16 protein-coding genes are annotated in these 16,202 nt (G+C 70.8%); 6 read left to right on the top strand and 10 right to left on the bottom strand.

Annotated features, from left to right (window positions below; all coding sequences use genetic code 11):
* Positions 1-11: 11 nt before the first annotated feature.
* The 4 genes from ACAX67_RS16555 to ACAX67_RS16540 all read left to right on the top strand — a co-directional run bounded on the left by ACAX67_RS16555 (position 12) and on the right by ACAX67_RS16540 (position 3,362).
* Positions 12-551: a SigE family RNA polymerase sigma factor gene (locus ACAX67_RS16555; protein ID WP_370704970.1), complete on the top strand. Its 540-nt coding sequence runs from the start codon at positions 12-14 to the stop codon at positions 549-551.
* Entirely contained in the window at positions 548-1,741 is a 1,194-nt protein-coding gene (locus ACAX67_RS16550) for a hypothetical protein (protein ID WP_370704969.1), read from the top strand. Before ACAX67_RS16555 ends, ACAX67_RS16550 begins: the two co-directional genes overlap by 4 nt.
* Before the next feature lie 42 nt (positions 1,742-1,783).
* Entirely contained in the window at positions 1,784-2,437 is a 654-nt protein-coding gene (locus ACAX67_RS16545) for a thymidine kinase (RefSeq protein WP_370704968.1), read from the top strand.
* A gap of 103 nt (positions 2,438-2,540) precedes the next feature.
* On the top strand, positions 2,541-3,362 hold the full coding sequence (locus ACAX67_RS16540; protein WP_370704967.1) for a hypothetical protein: 822 nt from the start codon (positions 2,541-2,543) through the stop codon (positions 3,360-3,362).
* Between the two features lie 19 nt (positions 3,363-3,381).
* Here ACAX67_RS16540 and ACAX67_RS16535 read toward each other — a convergent pair whose 3' ends face one another.
* The 7 genes from ACAX67_RS16535 to ACAX67_RS16505 form a co-directional block, all read right to left on the bottom strand.
* Positions 3,382-4,575: a sensor histidine kinase gene (locus ACAX67_RS16535; protein WP_370704966.1), complete on the bottom strand. Its 1,194-nt coding sequence runs from the start codon at positions 4,573-4,575 to the stop codon at positions 3,382-3,384.
* A gap of 5 nt (positions 4,576-4,580) precedes the next feature.
* The gene (locus ACAX67_RS16530; protein ID WP_370704965.1) at positions 4,581-5,732 is read right to left on the bottom strand and encodes a histidine kinase dimerization/phospho-acceptor domain-containing protein; all 1,152 of its coding nucleotides are present in this window, start codon (positions 5,730-5,732) and stop codon (positions 4,581-4,583) included.
* Between the two features lies 1 nt (position 5,733).
* Complete coding sequence (locus ACAX67_RS16525) at positions 5,734-6,435, bottom strand: response regulator transcription factor (RefSeq protein ID WP_527891038.1); 702 nt, start codon at positions 6,433-6,435, stop codon at positions 5,734-5,736.
* Position 6,436: 1 nt separating this feature from the next.
* Positions 6,437-6,814 (bottom strand): hypothetical protein, encoded by a 378-nt coding sequence (locus ACAX67_RS16520; protein ID WP_370704963.1) that lies wholly within the window; start codon positions 6,812-6,814, stop codon positions 6,437-6,439.
* On the bottom strand, positions 6,814-8,637 hold the full coding sequence (locus ACAX67_RS16515; RefSeq protein ID WP_370704962.1) for an Ig-like domain-containing protein: 1,824 nt from the start codon (positions 8,635-8,637) through the stop codon (positions 6,814-6,816). The genes ACAX67_RS16520 and ACAX67_RS16515 overlap by 1 nt, the downstream gene beginning before the upstream one ends.
* A gap of 58 nt (positions 8,638-8,695) precedes the next feature.
* A complete protein-coding gene (locus tag ACAX67_RS16510) occupies positions 8,696-9,361 on the bottom strand; it encodes a signal peptidase I (protein WP_370704961.1) in 666 nt (221 codons plus the stop codon).
* 98 nt (positions 9,362-9,459) lie between these two features.
* A complete protein-coding gene (locus ACAX67_RS16505) occupies positions 9,460-9,993 on the bottom strand; it encodes a TasA family protein (protein ID WP_370704960.1) in 534 nt (177 codons plus the stop codon).
* Positions 9,994-10,153: 160 nt separating this feature from the next.
* Between ACAX67_RS16505 and ACAX67_RS16500 the strand changes: the two genes are divergently transcribed.
* Both ACAX67_RS16500 and ACAX67_RS16495 read left to right on the top strand, forming a co-directional pair.
* The gene (locus ACAX67_RS16500) at positions 10,154-11,326 is read left to right on the top strand and encodes a hydroxymethylglutaryl-CoA reductase (RefSeq protein ID WP_370704959.1); all 1,173 of its coding nucleotides are present in this window, start codon (positions 10,154-10,156) and stop codon (positions 11,324-11,326) included.
* Between the two features lie 51 nt (positions 11,327-11,377).
* The gene (locus ACAX67_RS16495) at positions 11,378-13,405 is read left to right on the top strand and encodes a M3 family metallopeptidase (RefSeq protein WP_370704958.1); all 2,028 of its coding nucleotides are present in this window, start codon (positions 11,378-11,380) and stop codon (positions 13,403-13,405) included.
* A gap of 156 nt (positions 13,406-13,561) precedes the next feature.
* Here ACAX67_RS16495 and ACAX67_RS16490 read toward each other — a convergent pair whose 3' ends face one another.
* The 3 genes from ACAX67_RS16490 to ACAX67_RS16480 are packed head-to-tail and all read right to left on the bottom strand — an operon-like array spanning position 13,562 to position 16,179.
* Positions 13,562-14,794, bottom strand: coding sequence for a PQQ-dependent sugar dehydrogenase (locus ACAX67_RS16490; protein WP_370704957.1), 1,233 nt, complete (start codon positions 14,792-14,794; stop codon positions 13,562-13,564).
* Positions 14,795-14,812: 18 nt separating this feature from the next.
* Positions 14,813-15,643, bottom strand: a complete 831-nt coding sequence (gene panB / locus ACAX67_RS16485; protein WP_370704956.1) for a 3-methyl-2-oxobutanoate hydroxymethyltransferase — start codon at positions 15,641-15,643, stop codon at positions 14,813-14,815.
* A 47-nt stretch (positions 15,644-15,690) separates the two neighbouring features.
* Positions 15,691-16,179, bottom strand: coding sequence for a VOC family protein (locus ACAX67_RS16480; protein ID WP_370704955.1), 489 nt, complete (start codon positions 16,177-16,179; stop codon positions 15,691-15,693).
* Between the last annotated feature and the right edge of the window lie 23 nt (positions 16,180-16,202).

Here is a 16,202-nt window from a genome sequence, read left to right as displayed (position 1 = left end):
GAGGAGACAGGATGGCTGCTCGGGACCGGGCTGCGTTCGCGGAGTTCGTCACGGCCAGGTCGACGGCCCTGCACCGCGCCGCCTACCTGATGGTCGGTGACGTCGGCCTCGCCCAGGACCTGGTGCAGGAGGCGTTGACGAAGACCTACGTCGCGTGGCCCCGGCTGCGCGAGGTCGGCAACGCCGAGGCCTACACCCGCAAGGTCATCACCAACACCGCGATCACCTGGTTCCGGCGCAAGGGATGGCACGGGGAGCGCGCCACGGCCGACCTCCCCGAGACGATCCACGCCGGTCACGCGGAGCACGTCGCCGACCGCACGTCGCTCATGCAGGCGCTCCAGCAGCTGCCGCCGCGGCAACGGGCCGCGATCGTGCTCCGTTTCTACGACGACCTCACCGAGGCCCAGACCGCGGCGGCCATGGACTGCGCCGTCGGCACCGTGAAGAGCCAGGTGTCCGCCGGTCTTTCGAAGCTGCGCACCCTCCTTGGTGACGCGGTCGACGCCACCGAGTGGGACGACCTGATGCCCGCAGGAGGTGCGGCATGACCGAGAAGCTGAAGAACCTGATGGACGAGGTGACCGGCATGGTCGACCAGGACTTCGCCACCCCCGACCTCGACGCGATCGTGCGCAGCGGCGACCGCGCCGTGCGCCGCCGGCGCGTGCTCGCCGGCGCGGCCGGCGTCGCGGCGCTCGCGGTCATCGCGACCGGCACCCTGCTCGCGGGCGGCGTCGGCGACGACAAGGCGGACGTCGCCGACGACGTCTTCCCGACCGACGTCCCCCTGTGGGCCGTCGGCAGCACGCTCCACACACCCGACCACACCTACGACCTCGGGGTCGGCGTGACGACGCTGGTGCGCACCTCCGAAGGCATCGCCTTCGTCGGCAAGGACGACGCGGTCTACACCTTCGACGGCAGCCGCGTCGACCGGATCGGCTCGGCGGTCGACACCGAGAGCTCTCCGCTGGTCGGTGACCCCGAGGGCGACTGGGTCGGCTGGATCAGCAACGACGGCGACCAGCGTGACTTCGTGGCGCGCGACGTGGTCTCGGGCACGGAGGTGCGCGACGCCGTGGAGCTCGACCCGGAGGCGGAGAAGCCGCTGGACGCGGGGCTGTTCCTCGCGATCGACGGCACCACCGCCTACCACCTCGACGCACGCGGCACCACGCGGACCGACCTGAGCACGGGAGAGTCGGCCGTCGTGGGCGAGGCCGACCACCCGACCCTCATCATCTCCGCGGCGGACGGTCTCGTCGTCACCTGGATCGAGACCAGGACCGGAGGCGACATCGGCACCGACGTCGTGGACGCCGACGGCCGGGTAGTCCTCGGCCACGAGGGCGGCCGCACGGTGGGTGCCTTGTCGCCCGACGGCACGTGGGCGGCCGACATCGAGGCGGCGTCGGTCTGGGAGGTCGGCACCGGTCGGGAGGTCGGCCTCGACGCCGGGAACCAGGGCGATGCGATCGGCTACGAGTGGCTCGACGACGACTCCCTCATGGTGCTGGCAGAGGGCTCCGGTGACGCGATCAGGCTGCTGCAGTGCGAGGTCCCCGCAGGCACCTGTGCCGACGTGACCGAGCTCGACGTGTCGGGCGAGCCGCTGGCGCTCCCGTCCTACGGCCTGTTCGCCGCGATGCTGGTCGGTGGCGCCGCCACGTCCACCTCCGCCTCCGAGGAGGCCAGCGCCGTCATCCCGGCACCGTCCTCGAGCACCGGCGCCCCCTGACCTCCCGCGGCGCCATGGGGTGGAGCGGCTAGATTTCGACCCGTGGCGGAGCTGACCTTCTGGACGGGCACGATGGACGCGGGGAAGTCGACGCTCGCTCTCCAGACCAACCACAACCACGCGGCGCGCGGCCGGGTCGGCCGGCTCTACACCTCCCATGACCGGGCGGGGGTGGCGACGGTGTCCTCACGCCTCGGGCTGACGGCGGAGGCCTACGAGGTCACGGGGGACTTCGACTTCTGGCGTACGACGGTCGACGCGCTCACCGCAGGCGCGCGGATCGACTACTTCGTGTGCGACGAGGCGCAGTTCTACACCCGCGACCAGATAGACCAGCTCGCCAAGATCGTCGACGAGCTGCAGATCGACGTGTTCTGCTTCGGCATCCTCACCGACTTCCGCACCCGGTTGTTCGAGGGTTCGGCCCGGCTCGTCGAGCTCGCCGACCGCACCGAGCTGCTGCAGGTCGAGGCGTTGTGCTGGTGCGGCAAGCGCGCCACCCACAACGCCCGCACGGAGGACGGCGTGATGATCACCGAGGGCGAGGTCATCGTGGTCGGCGACGTCGACGTCCCCAAGGACGAGCCGGCCGTCGTGTCCTACGAGGTGCTGTGCCGCCAGCACCACCGGCGCGGCCTCACGGCTGCCCGCGCCCGCGCGGTCTCCCTGGCACCCGACCCGCTGCCGTTCGGCTGACCCGAGTCTCAACGTCGGCTCAACTTCGCCGCCGGGACTTCCCGGCAGGGCGGGAACGACCAGCACGATGAAGGGCTTCGTCTCCTCCTGGGAAGGTCCCGTCATGTCCGTCCTCCGTCGTCTGCCCCGCCTGCGCAGGCCCCAGCTGACCTACGCCAACATCGCGTCCACGGCAGCGCTCGTCATCACGCTCGGCACGGGAACCGCCTATGCCGCCAACACCGTCTTCTCGGCCGACATCGTCGACGGTGAGGTGAAGAACGCCGACCTGGCCACCAACGCGGTCAACACCGGCAAGATCATCAACGGCGGCGTCTGGGGCCAGGACATCAAGGCCGGCGACCTCACGGGTGCCCAGGTCGCCGACGGCGGTCTCACCGGCGTCGACCTCGCGGCCGACTCGATCGGCAACGCCCAGGTCGCGGACGGAGCGGTGGGCTCGGCCGAGGTGCAGAACGAGTCCCTCACGGAGAACGACCTGGGCACCGACTCCGTCGGTGCGACCGAGGTCCAGGACGACAGCCTCGACAGCGGCGAGATCATCAACGACAGCCTCACGAGCAGCGACCTGGCACCGGGCTCGGTGGGCGCGAGCGAGGTCAGCGACGGGTCCATCACCGGCGCGGACGTGGCCAACGACGGCCTGACCATGGCCGACATCGCGGGCGGTGGCACGACCAACGGCGTCGTGGCGTTCGGCTCGCTCGCAGCAGGGCGCTGCAACACCTACAACGTGAGCATCTCCGGCGCCACGGCGGGTGACGGTGTCGTCATCACCGCGAAGGCGCCCATGGCGACCGGCACGTTCGTCTACGGGACCAGCGTGACGGCGGCCAACATCGCCCAGATCGTCTACTGCAACCTGAGCGGGGCCACGGCCGCCGCGGTCAGCAGCCTCCCCGTCCGGATCGTCACCTTCCACTGAGGAGGGACGCGGCCGGGTCTCACGCAGGCAGCGTGAACCAGACCGTCGTACCTCCGGCGACGCCGTCCTCGACGCCGATCCGCCCGCCGTGCGCCTCGACCGCGCGGCGGGCGGTGGCGAGCCCGATGCCCGTGCCCTCGACGGACCGGTCGACGCGCTGGTGGAGCTCGAAGACCGCCTCCCGCTGGTCCTCGGGGATCCCGCGGCCGTTGTCGGTCACGGTCAGGCGCCAGGCGTCGTCGGTGCGCTCGGCGCCGATGGCGATCTCCGGGGTCCGGTCGGCCGGGGTGAACTTCACGGCGTTGGTGAGCAGGTTGAGCAGCACGGCGTAGAGCTGCTCGACGTCGCCGACCACCTCGGGCAGCGGCTTCCGGTGCACGACGGCGCCTCGCTCGTCCAGCACCGCGGAGAGGTCCGCGAGGAGATGGTCGAGGACGAGGTCGAGCTGGACGGGGCGGCGGTCGAGGGTGGCCCCGACGCGGGCGTAGGCGAGCATCGTGTCGATCAGGGACGCCATCCGCCGGCCGGCATCGGTGGTGCCCTTCACGAGCGAGACGAGACCCGGGTCGCTGGTCACGGCCGGCTCGGTCGCGAGCAGCTCGGCGTTGGCCAGAACGGCTGTGAGAGGTGACCTGAGGTCGTGGCTCACCTGGCCGGCGAAGAGCGACAGCAGCTCGTTGGAGCGGGTCAGCTCCTCCTGGGTGCGGGTCAGGGTCTCGAGCGACTGCTCGAGCTGTCGGCTGCGCAACCGCAGCTCGAGGACGTCGACCACCCGTGCCGCGACGACGTCGAGGAGGGTGACCCGGTCGGCGGCGAGCTCGTGCGGCTCGGTGTCGAACACGCAGAGCCGTCCGAACGTGGTGCCGTCGGGGGAGACGAGGGGCGCTGAGGCGTAGAACCGGACGGTGTCGATCTCTCCGGAGACGAACGGGTTCGTCGCGAACCGCGGGTCGACGCTGGCGTCGGGCGCGACCACCGGACGGGGGTCGTCGAGCACGAGGGCGCACATCGAGTCGTCCCGCGAGCAGACCGACGGGTCGATGCCTGCGGCGGCGACCTGGTGCTGGTGGTCGCGGGTGATCAGGTTGATCGCCGAGTTGGGCACGCCGCACACGAGCGCAGCCAGCTCGACCAGCGCCTGGAGGTCGCGCCCTCCAGGCTCTTCGAGCGCGCCGTAGCGGGCGATGACGTCGTCGGCAGTGGATGCGGCCACGTTCTTTACCTTACGGTGACCGGCCGTCGGGGCAACCGCAGCAGCACCCCCGTGTCGGTCGTCGTCAGCTGACCCCCGGCCGCGGCGACCAGGTCGGCCGCCTGACCGCGCGAGACGAGCCGCTCGAGGTCGGCGCCGGTGATGCGGACCTCGAGGTAGGAGGGCCGCACGAGCTCGGTGACGTGGTCCGCGTGCGGCAGGAGGAGCTCGAGCGCCGCGACGACCGGCTGCGGGTCGAGACGGGTCGGGATGGAACCGACCGGCGCGTGGGCGACGTGGTGTCCCCGCGCCACCAGCCGGGCCACGGTGTCGGCGACGAGCGCGTCGAGGTCGAGGTCGATCTCCGCGGTGGCCGACAGGTGCTGCGACGTGCTGAGCAGCTCACCGATGGCGTCGGAGAGACGATCGAGCTCGGCGACCGAGCGCTGGAGCTGCTCGGCGACGGCGGGGTCGGTCTCGGGCCACAGGGCGAGGTCCTCCAGCTCCAGGCGCAGCGCGGTCACCGGTGTCCGCAGCTCGTGCGAGGCGTGGACCGTGAGCTCGCGCTCGTGGGCGAGCAGCGCGTCGAGCTTGTCGCCGCTGGCCGCCAGCGCTTGTGAGATCTCGCGGGCCTCCGGGATCCGGTAGGAGGGCAGCTTCGGGTGGAGCTGTCCCGTGCCCAGGCCACGGGCTGCGGTCGCGAGCTGCTGGAACGACCGCGCGATCCGGGCGGCGACGAGGTAGCCGACAGCACCGGCGAGCAGGACCAGGAACAGGCCGAGCAGGACGAGCGGGAGGATCGCGGAGGAGATCTCGGAGCCGATCCGATCGCCGTCCAGCGTCATGATCACGGTGCGTCCCCCGACCTTCACCGTCGAGGAGATGTCGGTCCCACTCGGGTCGGTGTAGCCCGTCGTACGCGTGGCCTTCCCGGACGGGGACCAGACGATGATCGCCTCACCCTCGTCCGCGAGCCCGTCGAGGTACGCGGAGTCGACCTTGCCGTGGGCGGCGCGTCGTTCGGCGACCGTCTCGGCCACGAGCTCCGTGGTCCGGTCGAGGCGCTCCTGCTGCTGGTCGCGGACGAGGTCGGCCAGCACGTAGGCCCGCGGGATGCCGTAGAGCGCGACGACGAGGATCGTCAGCCCGACGAAGGCGGCGACCAGACGCTCGCGCACCTCAGCCCGCTTCGAGCCGGAAGCCGACGCCCCGGACGGTCACGATCCGGACCGGCGCCTTGCTGTCCTCGAGCTTCTGCCGCAGTCGGCCCATGGTGACGTCGAGCGTCTTGGTGGAGCCGAACCAGTTCTCGTCCCACACCTCGTCCATGAGGCGCTCGCGCGTGAGCACGGTGTCGCGCTCGGCGTGGAGGAGGGCCAGGAGGTCGAACTCCTTGGAGGTGAGCGCGACCTCGGTGTCGTCCACCCAGACCCGCCGGGCCTGCACGTCCACGCGCAGCCCGCCGGTCGCCGCCGGAGCGGCGGGCGGTGCGTCGTCGTCGGCCGGGTCGGCGCGGCCGGCGCGGCGCAACAGGGCCCGGGTGCGGGCGAGCAGCTCGGCGAGGGCGAAGGGTTTGCCGAGGTAGTCGTCGGCCCCGACGTCGAGTCCCACGACGCGGTCGAGCTCGCCGCCGCGTGCGGTGAGGATGAGGATGCCGGAGTCGTAGCCCTGGGCGCGCAGCTGGCGGCACACGTCGAGGCCGTCCATGTCGGGCAGGCCGAGGTCGAGCACGACCAGGTCGACGCCACCGCGCTTCGCCCGGGCGAGACCGTCGCCGCCGGTGGCGACCCGCTCGACGCCGTACCCCTCACGCTCGAGGGTCCGGACCAGGGGAGTCGCGATGCCGTCGTCGTCCTCGACCAGGAGGAGGGTGTGCGTCACCTCAGAGAGCATACGGATGCCGCCGGTCGTCCTTGCGCGGCGCGAGCGCCACGCAGCCGACGAGAAGCAGTACGGCGACGCCGACCGCCATGACCGCGAACCCCGTCGCCGTCCACTGCGGCGCAGCCATGCCGGGTCCGCCGAGCCAGGACGCCAGCAGCTGGCCCGTCACGACGACCCCGGCGATCAGCCCGGTCGCCATCCACACCTCCGGGGTGCACACCGCGGCGCGCCACAGGCGGACGGCGGCGGTCACCGCGGCGGCGACCACCGTGCCGACGAGAGCGATGCCGTAGCCCTCGACGTGGCCGGCGCCGGCCAGCTCGAAGGTGACGAGCGTCGCGAGGGCACCGGTCAGCACCGCTGCGGCCCGGCGCATCAGAAGTCCCTGTCCAGGGCGCCGAGCTCCGTGACGGGCGACGTCGAGCAGGCCTTTCCGTTCAGGTCGGTGACCGTCGCGGAGGGGGTCCACACCATGTTCGCCGCCGTGGCGGTGCGCAGGCCGCTGCCGGAGGCGACGGACCCGAGGGTGATGGTGACGACCGTCGCGGTGCTTCCGTTGACGGTCGTGGTCGTGGCGACCATGGTCGCGTTGAACTGGACGGTCTTGTTGTTCTTGATGAAGTTCTGCTTCAGGTTGATCGAGCCGAGCGGGACCACGGCGCCGTTGACCGCCTTGAGGATGTCGACGGTGTCGTTGTTGCCGCTGCTGCCCAGCACCGTCGCGTCGCGGAGGCGGACCACCACGGCGGTCGAGGCGCCGTTCCAGCCGGCCAGGATCGACGTCAGCGAGACCTGCTCGGAGTAGGTGAGCCTGAGCGAGTCGCTCGCAGCCAGCTTGCCGGCGGACGCCCCGTTGGTCGCCTGCACGTCGTAGGCCCGCAGCGGGCTGTTGTCGACGCGCCGGGCGCTGACCACCGTCGAGGTCGTGACGGCCCCGCGGTTGTCGGTCATGACCGCCCGCAGGTCGTAGAGACCGTCGGCGACGGCCGTGGTGTCCCACGAGCAGGTGTAGGGCGACGTGCTGTCGGTGCAGACGGGCGTCCAGCTCGTGCCGCCGTTGACGGCGCGCTCGATGCGGACCGACGCGATGCCGGCGGAGGAGGAGGCGCTCGACGTCAGGGTCACGGTGCCGCTGAGGTAGGCGCCCGGGTCCTCCATCGAGACCGAGCCCACGGTGTTGTCGACGACGCGGTTGCTCACGACGGCCGAGGTCGTGGTGTTGCCGATCGCATCGGTGGCGATCGCCCGGAACGCGTAGGTGCCGTCGGCGAGCTGGTTGGTGTCGTAGCGGCACCCGTAGGGGTCGACGGTCGGCGTGCAGAAGGTGGTCCAGGTCGAGGTGCCCGAGCGCTGGTACTGCAGCTGCACCTGGGCGATGCCCGCGTCGGCGTCGGCGGCGGTCGCGCCGAAGGACGAGGTGCCGCGCAGCGGCGTGCCCGGGTCGGTCATCGTCACGGTCGGCGCGACGTTGTCGACCAGGATGTCGGTCACCACCGCCGAGGTCACCGTGGTGAGGCCGATCGTCGCGGTCGAGCGGAGGTCGTAGGACTCGCCCTGGGTGAAGGCGCTGCCGTTGGTGTTCCAGGTGCAGGTGTACGGCGCGACGAGCAGCGCGGTGCACGTGCCCAGGGTCCTCCAGGTCGTGGTGCCGGTGACGGCGTACTCGACCTTCACGCTCGGCACGCTGATGCCCGCGTTGTAGATGGTGGTCGTCAGGCTCACGTTGCCGCGGACGACGTCGCCCGGGTCGCTCAGCACGACGAGGAGGTTGTTCGCGACCTGCGTCGGGACCTCGTCGGAGAACGCCTGGTAGCCGGCGTTGTCGGTGGCGATCGCGCGGAGGCTGTAGCTGCCGTCGGCGCCGAGCTTGGTGTTCCAGGAGCAGGAGTACGGCGCCGTGGTGGCGGTGCAGAGAGTGGTCCAGCCGGCGGCGCCGGGCGCGAAGTACTGGATCACGACGTTGTTGATGCCCGAGCGGGCGTCCGCAGCCGTGGCGGTGATGGTCACGGTGTCCTTCACCACGCTGCCCGGGTCGCCGACCGACACGGTCGGGGGCGTCCAGTCGTTGGCCGCAGCGACGGTGCTCACCGTGTTGGAGGTGGTCGCGTTGTAGCTCGCGCTGGAGAACGACGGCATGCCGAAGCCCGCTACTCCCACGACGGCCCCCAGGGCCATCAGGATCAGCGGGCGGCGTGCCATGTCGGTGTCTCCTCGTCGGTGCTGCGGTTCGGTGGGTCTTACGCTAGGGATCGGCGGGTCACTGCTCGGCAACAGCGAGCAGGTCCGACTTCAACAGGTCGGTAACAGTCGCGTCGGACTCGTCCTCGTCGGGGACGTTCCCGTCGGGGACGTTCTCGTCGGTGTCGCTCTCGTCGTCCTCGGACCGGCGGAAGGCACCGATCAGCTGGCCGAGCGCGTGGAGCGCGATGAGGGCGGCCGGGATGCCGATCACGCCGATGCGGACCTGGCGGTCGGCGAGCGCGATGAAGACCCAGCCGACGTGCGGGACGCTGTACTTCACGACCGGCTGCTGCTGGTCGACGAGCTTGAAGTGCCACGGGTCGGGCTGGGGGTTGTGGTCGCCCTGCGTGGTGAACAGGACGCCGCCGCCCTCGGCGGGCTCCATCTTGATGATGCGGTGGGTGACCAGGTCGGTCGTGCCCGCATCGGCCGGTGGCCGGTAGGTGATGATGTCGCCGACCTCGAGCTGGTCGACCGACTCCGGCTCCTCGAAGACGACGGAGCCCTTGTCGATCGTGCCGGTCATCGACTCGCCGGTGATGACGTAGCGGCTGAGCCCGAAGAGGCTCGGTGCGATCCACGCGACGCAGAACAGCGTGACCAGGAGGACCGCGGTGGTGAGCGCCCATCCGCCCACGCGGCGCGTGACGCGGGTACGGCGGCGGTGCGGGTTGTTGCTCACGATGGGCTCCTGTCGCGTGTCGGTGGCGGGGTCAGGACGCCGACGACGGCGAGGCGCTCCCCCCGGAGGAGCGCCCCACCGTCATCGGGCGGCCGGGATCACTGGTTGTAGGTCTGGCCGTCCAGCTGCACCGAGCTCCAGCTGTAGACCGCGTTGGCGACCTTGCCCTGGTCGGCGTTCGGGGTGTTGGGGTCGAGCTTGACCACGAACTTGAAGTTGTGGGTGGCGCCGGCGGCCCAGGTGCCGAGGGCCTGCTTCGTGCCGTCGGCGAGACCGCCGAAGGTGCCGGTGTAGACCGTGGTGTTGGCCGTCACGTCGACGATGTCGAGGGTCAGGTTGAGACCGGTGAAGGCGTTGTTCGAGGAGACCTCGGTCAGCGAGAAGGCGGCGGGCAGCGTGCCCGTGTTGGTCAGCGCCAGGCTGCCGTTGAGGGTGTCGCCCGGCTTCATGTTCGTGAGGTTGAAGATCGCCTGGTCAGCCTTCGAGTTCGACTGGGTCAGCGTGCCGGCGGTGACGGAGCTGATGGTGTTGCCCGAGGTGCTGTCGAAGGTCGCACCCGAACCGACCGCGACGGCGCCGGCGGCAGCGAGGGTGGCGAGCGGGATGAGGATCTTCTTGGTCTTGTTCTGCATTGGAATGGCTCCTTGTGAGGTTTCCGCAGCAGTTCCGCTGCGATGAGTTCAGGTCGTTTTCCCGATGACCAGAACGTTATGGAGACCAGATCCACAGGCAGGCAACGCGAAGGACTCAGCCGGACCACACTCAGGAACCAGGCATGACATCCTTCGCAACATGTCCGACCTCAAGATCCCGCGCGACCGTGACGACGACTACGGCGTGGCCGCGGTGAAGGCCCGCCAGGAGCTGGTCCGCGACCGCACCGGTTCCCCCCTCGAGCACGTCGCGAGCCACTCGCTCGACCCCGCGACGCTCCCCGGGAACATCGAGAACTTCGTGGGGGTCGCCCAGGTCCCGATCGGTCTCGCCGGCCCGTTGCTGGTCAACGGCGAGCATGCCCAGGGGGAGTTCCTGGTGCCGCTCGCCACGACGGAGGGGACCCTGGTGGCGTCGTACAGCCGGGGCATGAAGCTGTGCCGCGAGGCCGGCGGCATCACGACCACGGTGCTCGACGACCGGATGCAGCGCGCGCCGGTCTTCAGCTTCGAGAGCGCACGGGAGGCCCGGGCCTTCGGGGAGTGGCTCGACGCGAACTTCGAGCCGATCGCCGCCGCCGCGCAGACCACGACGTCGTCGGGCAAGCTGCTGGAGATCCAGCAGTTCTCGGTGTCCAAGCTGCTCTACACGCGATTCAACTACTCCACCGGCGACGCGGCCGGCCAGAACATGACCGGCAAGGCCACCTTCGCCGCGTGTGCGTGGATCAAGCAGAACTACCCCGGGGAGCTGCACTTCCTCCTCGAAGGACAGTTCGCCACCGACAAGAAGACGTCGGTCGTCAACATGCTGCACACCCGCGGCAAGCGGGTGGTCGCCGAGATCACCCTGCCGGCCGCGCTGGTGGAGGAGCACATGAACGTCTCCACCGACAAGCTGTGGGCGGCCCGGCTGCGCGGTCAGCTCGGCTCGATCATGTCCGTGACCAACAACAACGGCAACCACTCGGCCAACGGCATCACCGCCGTGTTCATCGCCACCGGGCAGGACGTGGCGAACGTCGCTGAGAGCTCGGCGATGTACGGCTTCACCGAGCTGCTCCCCAACGGCGACCTCTACGCCTCGGTGACGCTGCCGTCGCTGATCATCGCGACCTACGGCGGCGGCACCGGACTGGCCACCCAGCGCGAGTGCCTGGAGGTGATGGACTGCTACGGCAGCGGCAAGGTGCGCAAGCTCGCGGAGATCATCGCTGCGACCGTCCTGGCCGGCGAGCTTTCGCTCGGTTCGGCGGTCGTGGCCGAGGAGTGGGTGCAGGCCCACGACGACCTCGGCCGCAACCGCCCCTGACCCGGTCGGCGGGTGTGCGCGTGACGGGGGCGGCTACGTAAGGTGCATCACATGCACCCGATGCTCCTCGCCAGTGACCTGCCCTACCAGCTGCCGCGCTTCTCGGACTTCACCGACGACGACTTCGCGCCGGCCCTCGACGAGGGCATGGCTGCTCAGCTCGAGGCGGTCGCGGCGATCACGGCCGATCCGGAGCCCGCCACGTTCGACAACACCGTGGTGCCGCTGGAGCTGAGTGGCGAGCCGCTGGCGCGGGTGCTGCGCATCTTCTCCAACAAGGCCAGCGCCGACACCAACGAGCAGGTCGACGAGCTGCGGTCCACCTACGCCCCCAAGCTGGCGGCGCACACCGACGCGATCGCGCTGGACCCCGCCCTCTACCAGCGGCTGCTCGCGGTGCACGAGCAGCGCGGCGCCCTCGACCCGGAGGCGCGCTACCTGGTGGAGCGCTACGTCGTGGAGTTCACCCTCGCCGGCGCCGCCCTCGGCGACGACGAGAAGGACCAGCTCCGCAAGCTCAACGAACAGCTCTCCGCCCAGGAGGCGGCGTTCGAGATCACGTTGCAGGCCGACACCAACGACCTGGCCGTGGTCATCGACGACGAGGCTGACCTCGCCGGCCTGACCGCGGGCGAGATCTCGGCGGCAGCTGCTGCCGCTGCCGGGCGCGGGCTCGAGGGCAAGTGGCTGCTGACCCTGGTGCTGCCGACCGCGCACCCCAACCTCGCCTCGCTCACCGATCGCGACGTCCGGCGCCGGCTCTCCGAGGCGCAGCGCTCGCGGGGGAGCCGGGGCGGCGCCCACGACACCCGGCAGACCGTCCTCGACATCGTGCGCATGCGCGCCGAGCGCGCCCGGCTGCTCGGGTTCGCCAACCACGCCGAGCTGGTCACGACGGACAACACGGCGGGCACGCCCGCCGCGGTGCGCGACATGCTCGGCAAGCTGGCGCCGCCGGCCGCGCGCAACGCGCGACGCGAGCAGGAGGCCCTCTCGGCGCAGGCGGGCTTCGCCGTCGAGGCCCACGACTGGCCGTTCTACGCCGAGCAGGTGCGCGCGGCGGAGTACGACGTCGACCTCGCCGCGCTCCGGCCCTGGTTCGAGGCCGAGCGGGTGCTCCACGACGGCGTCTTCTTCGCCGCCGGGAAGCTCTACGGGCTCACCTTCGCCGAGCGCGACGACCTCGAGGGCTACCACCCCGACGTGCGGGTCTTCGAGGTCAAGGAGGAGGACGGCACGCCGGTGGGCCTCTACCTCCTCGACCTCTACACGCGCGACTCCAAGCGCGGCGGGGCCTGGATGAGCAGCTTCGTGGACAGCTCCGCGCTGACGGGGACCGAGACGTCGGTCGTCTACAACAACCTCAACGTGCCGAAGCCGGCGCCGGGCGAGGCGACGTTGCTGACCTTCGACGAGACCCGGACCTTCTTCCACGAGTTCGGCCACGCTCTGCACGGGTTGCTCGGCCGCGCGACCTACCCGCGCTTCTCCGGCACGGCCGTCTTCCGCGACTTCGTCGAGTACCCCTCGCAGGTCAACGAGATGTGGATGCTGTGGCCCGAGGTGCTCGCCAGCTACGCGGTGCACCACGAGACGGGGGAGCCGATCCCGGCCGACGTGGTGGAGCGGATCGAGGCGTCCTCGACCTTCAACGAGGGCTTCGGCACCAGCGAGTACCTTGCCGCCGCGCTCCTCGACCTCGCCTGGCACGAGCTCGGTCCCGACGAGGTCCCGACCTCGCCCGACGACGTGCTGCGCTTCGAGGCCGATGCCCTGGCAGCGGTCGGACTCGACAACCCCGCTGTGCCGACGCGGTACTCGACGCCGTACTTCGCCCACAGCATGAGCTCGGGCTACGCGTCGGCGTACTACTCCTACATCTGGAGCGAGGTGCTCGACGCCGACACCGTGGCGTGGTTCAAGGACAACGGTGGCCTCACCCGCGAGAACGGCGACCTCTACCGCAAGTACGTCATCGGCATCGGCGGCACCAAGGACCCGCTCGACTCCTACGCGGAGTGGCGCGGTCGGCCGGCCCCGATCGAGCCGCTGCTGGAGCGTCGCGGCCTCGCGGAGTGAAGATCCTCCGGAAGGTGGAAGCGCGGGCGTCGGACGTACTGTCGATCGCGGTCTGAGGGGATTCGGGCTGCTCGACGACCGAGGGCTTCGCTCGCCGAGTAGGAGCGAGCGCAGCGAGCGACGTATCGAGACGCCGTAACTGGCGCGGGCGGCGGGTCAGCGGCGGGGATGCACCCAGAGGATCTTGTCGACGCCCGAGTGACCGCCGCCGCCGTTGGAGGTGGTGATGAGCAGGCCGCCGCGGTAGGTGGTCACCCCCCGGATCCGGCCGTAGTCGCCGTGCAGGCGCGCCGGTGCCCAGGTGCGGACGAGGTGGCCGGAATCGTCGAGCTTGACGAACATCAGGCGCTCGCCGGCGAGGCAGCCGACCGCGAGGGTGCCGGACAGGGCGCCCCAGCCCCTGCCGGACACGAACGACGCGCCGGAGGTGGCGATGGTCGGGTTGCCCGAGCGCCAGCGGGCCGGCCACTGCTTGCCCGGCAGGGCGAAGTTGGTCATCGGCGGCGACTCGTCGTAGTGCGGCCCCGGCTGCCACCCGTAGTTGCGACCGCGGCCGAGCAGGTTGATCTCGTCGTCGCGGTAGGTCCCGTGCTCGACCGACCACAAGGTGCCGTCGGCGCGCTGCGCCAGGCCCTGCACGTTGCGGTGGCCGTAGGTGAAGATGTAGCGCTTCTTCTTGTTCTTCGCGTGGCGCCACGGGTTGGTCGACCACGGGCGGCCGGTCTCCGGGTCGAGGCGCAGCGTCTTGCCATTGAGCGAGCGCAGGCTCTGCGGGTTGCGGGTGACCGCGGCGTCGCCGGTGCCCACGTGCATCGAGCCGGCCTTGTCGATCAGCAACCGGCAACCGCCGTGCCGGCCCGTGACCGTCTGGATCCCCTTGATGAGCAGGTCGGGATGGGTGGCGGCGGACAGGTCGGCGTTGAGCCGCCACGCGATCACCCGGATGTCCTTGTGGCCGCCGGGCAGCTTCCAGCCCTGGCAGGTGTAGATGCGGTGGTTGGTGCTGAAGTCAGGATCGATCTCGAGGCCGAGCAGCCCGGTCTCGCCCGAGACCCACACCTTGTTGCTGGGGAACTGCACGTGGTGCAGGTCGGCGTCCTGGTCGATCAGCGTGAGCGTGGCCGAGTCACGCTGGGTGAACAGCAGCTGCCCGCCGCCGATCGGCCGCACGTCCCACGGCACGTCGAGACCGCGCGCGATCGTCTTCACCCGGAGGCGGGGCACCGCACGGCGCGAGGTCGCGTCATGGCGCGGATCCTTCTCCTGGATCCGGGTCGCGTGCGACGAGCCCTCCCGGTGCGTCGAGGACGCTGAGGCCGGGTGGATCGAGAGTGCGGACAGGGCGAGGGCGAGGGCGAGGAGGGCGACGGGGGCACCGAGCTTGCGCATGCGCCCCACCGTACGTCCTCAGAAGGTGTGTTCGGGACCCGGGAACGCGCCGGACTTCACCTCGGAGTCGTAGGACCGCGCGGCGTCGAGGAGGACCGAGCGCAGGTCGGCGTACTGCTTGACGAAGCGAGGCATCCGGCCCGTGCGCAGGCCGAAGGCGTCCTGCCAGACGAGCACCTGGCCGTCGCACTGGTTGCCCGCACCGATCCCGATGGTGGGGATCTGCAGCTTTTGCGTGACCTGGGCCGCGACGTCGCCGGGGACCATCTCCATCACGACCGCGAAGGCGCCTGCCTCCTGCACCGCCTCGGCGTCGCGCAGCAGCCGCTCCGCGGCGTCGCCACGTCCCTGGACGCGGTAGCCGCCGAGGGCGTGCTCGGACTGCGGCGTGAAGCCGATGTGGGCCATCACGGGGATCCCGCCACGCGTCATCCGCTCGATCTGCGGCACCATCTCGACGCCGCCCTCGAGCTTCACGCAGTGCGCGCCGCCCTCCTTCATGAACCGCACGGCCGTCAGGTAGCCCTGCTCCGGCGAGGCCTGGTAGGAGCCGAAGGGCAGGTCGCCGACGACCATGGCCCGCTCGACCGCGCCCGAGACGGCGCGGGTCAGCGGGATCAGCTCGTCGACCGTGATCGGCAGCGACGTGACGTTGCCCAGCACGTTGTTCGACGCGCTGTCGCCGACGAGCAGCACCTCCACGCCGGCCTCGTCGAAGACCTGTGCGGTCAGCATGTCGTAGGACGTCAGCATCGAGAACCGCTCGCCGCGCTGCTTCATCTCGTGCAGGTGGTGGGTCCGGATCCGCTTGATCGTCGGGCCGTACGGCGCCGTCGTCTCCTCGCTCATGGACCAACGCTAGCCCCGGATCGTCCGGGAGGGAGGTGTGCGCTGTGTCACCCCGCGGCGTCGGCGGCCGCCTCCAGCTCGGCGACGACGATCCTGCGCATGCCGAGCATCGCCCGGGTGACCGCGCTCGCCCGCCTCGGTTCCGGGTCCGAGGCGAGCTCGTAAAGCCGAGTGGGGACGATCTGCCAGGACAGCCCGTAGCGGTCCCGCAGCCACCCGCACACCGACTCCTCGCCGCCGTCGGCGAGCGCGTCCCAGTAGTAGTCGACCTCGGTCTGGTCGCGACAGCTCACCGAGAACGACACGGCCTCGGTGAAGCCGAAGTGCGCCGGTCCGCCGTTGATGCCCCGGAAGAGCACGCCGTCGAGGACGAACTCGCCGGCCATCACCGCGCCGGGCCGCCCGTGGCCGGCCTCGTCGTAACGGGCCAGGTGCCCGATCGAGGAGTTCGGGAAGATCCCGGTGTAGAACCGGGCGGCCTCCTCGAGCTGGTCGTCGAACCACAGGCAGGGCGAGATGCTGGACGCGAGGGTCATGTCGAGGTGGACCGGGCGGCGCC

The sequence above is a fragment of the Nocardioides candidus genome, assembly GCF_041321175.1.
Classification (GTDB): Bacteria; Actinomycetota; Actinomycetes; order Propionibacteriales; family Nocardioidaceae; genus Nocardioides.
Note: the sequence above shows the minus strand (reverse complement) of the source record. Positions and strands in the feature narration are given on the sequence as shown.